The organism is Mycobacterium sp. (assembly GCF_035603715.1).
In the GTDB taxonomy this organism is placed as follows: domain Bacteria; phylum Actinomycetota; class Actinomycetes; order Mycobacteriales; family Mycobacteriaceae; genus Mycobacterium.
Map to the genome: position 1 here is coordinate 1 of NZ_DATNJW010000080.1, position 4244 is coordinate 4244.

At 65.8% G+C, this 4244-nt stretch carries 5 protein-coding genes; 1 reads left to right on the forward strand and 4 read right to left on the reverse strand.

Annotation, left to right across the window (positions count from 1 at the left end; all coding sequences use genetic code 11):
• From VN856_RS03335 to rpmF, 4 genes are all read right to left on the reverse strand, one after another.
• Window positions 1-1284, reverse strand: a 1284-nt coding sequence (locus VN856_RS03335; protein WP_325686119.1) for a S1C family serine protease, incomplete at its 3' end; no start/stop codon positions are given.
• A 55-nt stretch (window positions 1285-1339) separates the two neighbouring features.
• Window positions 1340-2875 carry a HAMP domain-containing sensor histidine kinase gene (locus VN856_RS03340; RefSeq protein ID WP_325686121.1) on the reverse strand — a complete coding sequence of 512 codons (1536 nt, stop codon included), beginning with the start codon at window positions 2873-2875 and terminating at the stop codon, window positions 1340-1342.
• Window positions 2875-3561 (reverse strand): response regulator transcription factor, encoded by a 687-nt coding sequence (locus VN856_RS03345; protein WP_325686123.1) that lies wholly within the window; start codon window positions 3559-3561, stop codon window positions 2875-2877. Before VN856_RS03345 ends, VN856_RS03340 begins: the two co-directional genes overlap by 1 nt.
• A 108-nt stretch (window positions 3562-3669) precedes the next feature.
• Window positions 3670-3843 carry a 50S ribosomal protein L32 gene (rpmF, locus tag VN856_RS03350; RefSeq protein WP_285184875.1) on the reverse strand — a complete coding sequence of 58 codons (174 nt, stop codon included), beginning with the start codon at window positions 3841-3843 and terminating at the stop codon, window positions 3670-3672.
• A 191-nt stretch (window positions 3844-4034) separates the two neighbouring features.
• Between rpmF and VN856_RS03355 the strand changes: the two genes are divergently transcribed.
• The coding region (locus VN856_RS03355) for an acyclic terpene utilization AtuA family protein (RefSeq protein ID WP_325686127.1) at window positions 4035-4244 on the forward strand (210 nt) is incomplete at its 3' end.

Genomic DNA, 4244 nt, shown 5'->3' on the forward strand with positions numbered 1-4244 from the left:
GACCTTGGTGACGACGACGTTGCCGGGCATGCCGGCGGCCGCCGCAGCACCGTTCGGCACCACCTCGACGACCTTGGCGCCGGGTGTTTCCTTGTCGTTGGTGACCTGCACGCCCAGCGAGGCGTGCTGTGCGGTGCCGGAACTGATCAGCTCGTCGGCGATGCGCTTGGCCTGATCGACCGGAATCGCAAAGCCGAGACCGATCGAGCCGCTCTGCGCGTCCGGCGAGTCACCGCCCAGGGTGGCGATCGCCGAGTTGACGCCTATCAGCTGCCCGCTCATGTTGACCAACGCGCCTCCGGAGTTACCGGGGTTGATCGCGGCGTCGGTCTGAATGGCGTCGAGCACGGTGTTCTGGTTGCCCGACTCACCGGTCGTCGACACCGGCCGGTTGAGCGAGCTGACGATGCCGGTCGTCACGGTGCCCTCCAGGCCGAGCGGCGAACCGACCGCCATCACCGGCTGACCGACCCGAAGGTTGGCTGATGACCCGAGGCTGATCGGCGTCAGCCCCGAAATGCCTTGCACGCGAACCACGGCGATGTCGGTGGTGGGGTCAGTACCGACAACGGTGAACTCCGCGGTGCGACCGTCGGAGAACGTCACCGTGGTCTTCGGCTTGGCGCCGGCAGGCGGGGCAGGCTGGTCGGGATCGGGGGCCGGGCCGCCGGGGTCTTCGTCAGGGCCCTGGTGTTCGCCCGGACGCCCGTGCGGCGCAGGCGCCTTGCCGGGGTTGGCCGCGGTCGCAACGACGTGATTGTTGGTCAGGATCAAACCGTCCGCGGACAGGATGATGCCCGAGCCCTCCTCGGACGCCCGACCGAGGTTGGTCTCCAGCATGACGACGCTCGGCACCACCTTGGCGGCCACCTGCTCGACGCTGCCCATCGGCGCGTTGGAGGCCGGCATCCCGGGGGTCGCACCACCCGGTAGCGCCCCGTCCGCGACGGAGGAGAGCGATCCGTGGTGCGCTACCACCGACGCGGCGGCGCCGCCGATACCGGCCGACACCACCGCAACCGCCACCGCGCCGACAGTCAATGCGCCTGCGCGAGAACGCTTTCGCGGAGCCGGCGGCGGCGGCCCACCCTGACCACCGGCGAAGTGGCCGTAGGGCTGCCGGTACTGCCCCTGCTGAGGCTGCTGGCCGTAACGCCAGTCGTAGCCCTGCTGATAGGTTTGCTGCTGCCCTGGGCTGGAATGGCCTGTGGCCCCGCGCTGATCGGACACGGGACCATATCCGTGCTGCTGCGGCGGTGGCGAATACCTCGGGTGATTCGTCATGTCGCTCGGTCGCTCTCTCTTGTGCAGTCGGTTCAGACTCAAACAGTAACTGGAATTACCTTGCCTGCGTGGTCTGAGATTCGACTGAGATAACGTTCGCTGGAGGTGGAGAGTTCCCCGGAGTTGACGAGCTGGAAACATCCGCCTCATCTTCACCGTCGTCGGGGTAGTCCGCGACCGCCATCGGCCGTCCCGGCAGCAGGACGTAAATCGATGTACCCGGGGGCTGGCCTCCGGGAACGGTGTCTTCGACGCGGAGCGCCCCGCCGTGTTTGAGCACCACCTGTTTGACGATCGCCAGGCCCAGCCCCGAGCCGGGCACGGCCCGCGCCGTGATCGAGCGGAAGAAGCGCTCGAAGACCAGCTCGCGCTCGTTCTCCGGAATGCCCGGTCCATGGTCGGACACCACCAGCTCGGCGTGCGTCGCGTTGAGTTGGCGGAGCCGGACACCGACATGCTCGCCCGACGGGCTCCATTTGGCGGCGTTGTCCATCAGGTTCAGCACCGCCCGCGACAGGCCCGCGGAGTCGCCGTACACCTGCCAGGGCGTGACCTCGACATCGAACTCAACGTCCATGCGGCGCCGACGAACTCGCTCGAGTGATCGGTCGATGACCTCGCTCATGTCGACCGGCTCATGAATCACTTCGCCAGCATCGGCGCGGGTCAGGTCGACCAAATCGCCGACCAGCTGGGACAATTCCTCGATCTGCGCGATCACATCGGTCCGCAGGTCGACCATCTCCTGCTCCGGAATCGGCGGTGCACCGGGTGCGCTCGAAGCCATCAACAGTTCGATATTGGTGCGAAGCGACGTCAGCGGGGTCCGCAGCTCGTGACCGGCGTCGGCCACCAACCGGGTCTGGCGTTCCCGCGACTCGGCCAGCGCTCGCAGCATCATGTTGAATGCCTCAGTGAGCCTGGCCAATTCGTCGCTACCGAAGACCGGTATGGGCCGCAGGTCGTCGGTGCGCGCCACCCGTTCAGCCGCCTCAGTCAACCGTCCCACCGGGCGCAGGCCGGCCTGGGTGACCATGCCGCCGGCGACCGCGGCCACGGCCATACCGACCCCGCCGACGATCAGCAGCACCCAACGCAGCTTCGTCATCACCGCATCGGTCGGCGCCAGGCTCTTGGAGATCAACAGCGAGCTGCCGTTAGGCAGATGCACGGCCAGCACCCGCTGATTGGCGGCCGTGCGCCGGGACATGAACAGATCGCCGCGGATGACCGCCTTCTCCTGTTGCCCCACCGGCAACGTCTGGCCCTCCTGGTTGGCGGTGTAGATCGACCGGCCGGGAGTCACCAGCATCGCGTTGACATCGGAATAGGCCGTGCCCTCAATGGCTTTCGCCGGGTCGGCCGCCAACGATCCGCTGGCGATCAAAAGCTGAGCCCGGCTCTGCAGCTGGTTGTCGATGTCCTTGTACAGCGCCGCGGAGATCACCGCATATACCGCGACGGCCATCAGGATGACCACCATCGCCACCATCGACATGGCCAGCAGCATCACCCGCCACCGCAGCGACAACGAAGTGCTGGTCCGCAGCTGACGTCGGCTCTGCAGACGGAACAGTGTTTTCAACGGCATCAGGGAGGAGTTTCGCGAAGCACGTAACCCACACCTCGAACGGTGTGGATCAGACGCGGCTCGCCGTTGGCCTCGGTCTTGCGACGCAGGTAACCGACATACACCTCGAGCGCGTTACCCGACGTGGGGAAGTCGAAACCCCACACCTCCTCGAGAATGCGGCTACGCGTCAATACCCGTCGCGGATTGGCGATCAGCATCTCTAGCAAAGCGAATTCGGTGCGGGTCAGGCTGATCTGGCGTTGCCCCCGGGTGACCTCGCGAGTCACCGAATCAAGGGTGAGGTCCGCGAAGGTCATCGCCACGGATTCGGTGGCGTCTTCGATTCTGGTGCGACGCAGCAGCGCCCGCATCCGCGCCAACAGCTCTTCCAGAGCGAATGGCTTGGGCAGGTAGTCGTCGGCTCCGGCGTCCAGGCCGGCGACGCGCTCGGAGATCGTGTCGCGGGCGGTCAGCACGAGGATCGGCAGATCATCCCCAGTGCTGCGCAGCTGCCTGCACACCTCCAGGCCATCCAGCCGGGGCATCATGACGTCGAGTACCAGCCCGTCCGGCCGGTCAGCGGAGATCATCTCCAGGGCCTCGACGCCATCCTCGGCTAACGCGACCGAGTACCCATTGAAGGAAAGTGACCTACGCAGTGACTCGCGCACAGCGCGGTCGTCGTCAACGACAAGAATTCGCACGACCACCAGTTTTAACCAATCGCCTGAGAACCTGCTGAGAGGTCGCCAAAACTGACTGCCGCAAATTGTTGCGCTTTTGCCGGGAGACGACGCTCACGGCAAAGAAATTTAGCGTCGGTCGAGGTCGATCAGACCGAGGCGCGCCGCCTTCAGCAGTCGGCGCGGCACCTTGTGCTGCTTGCCGGCCACCGTGACGCCGACCAGCTCGGGCTTCTCAGCCTTCCACTGCGCGCGCCGGCTACGGGTGTTCGAGCGCGACATTCTGCGCTTTGGCACAGCCATGATCAGGCCTTACTTCTGGTAGGAGGGTCGCCGCAAAAACGCCTCGGCAGCGACGATTGGAGTCAATAGTAATGGCTGACCTGCTGCGGTCAAAAATCGGCGGTCGAGTTCGCAGGCAGCCTTGACGCGGCACCGCCGGTACCGGCTAACCTACCGGTTGGTTGGCACATCCCAATGAAGGGGGCACACGAGTGGCGGCGCCGGTTCGGATCGGAAACTGCTCGGGCTTCTACGGCGACCGGCATTCGGCGATGCGCGAGATGCTGGTCGGCGGCGAGCTCGACTACGTCACCGGCGATTACCTGGCCGAGCTGACCATGCTGATCCTCGGCCGCGACCGGATGAAGCATCCCGAGCGCGGCTACGCCAAGACCTTCCTGACCCAACTCGAGGAATGCCTG

Excerpts from the sequence above, each read along its gene's own strand:
- VN856_RS03340 (WP_325686121.1), bottom strand. The coding sequence starts at position 2,875 with ATGCCGTTGAAAACACTGTTCCGTCTGCAGAGCCGACGTCAGCTGCGG.
- rpmF (WP_285184875.1), bottom strand. The coding sequence starts at position 3,843 with ATGGCTGTGCCAAAGCGCAGAATGTCGCGCTCGAACACCCGTAGCCGG.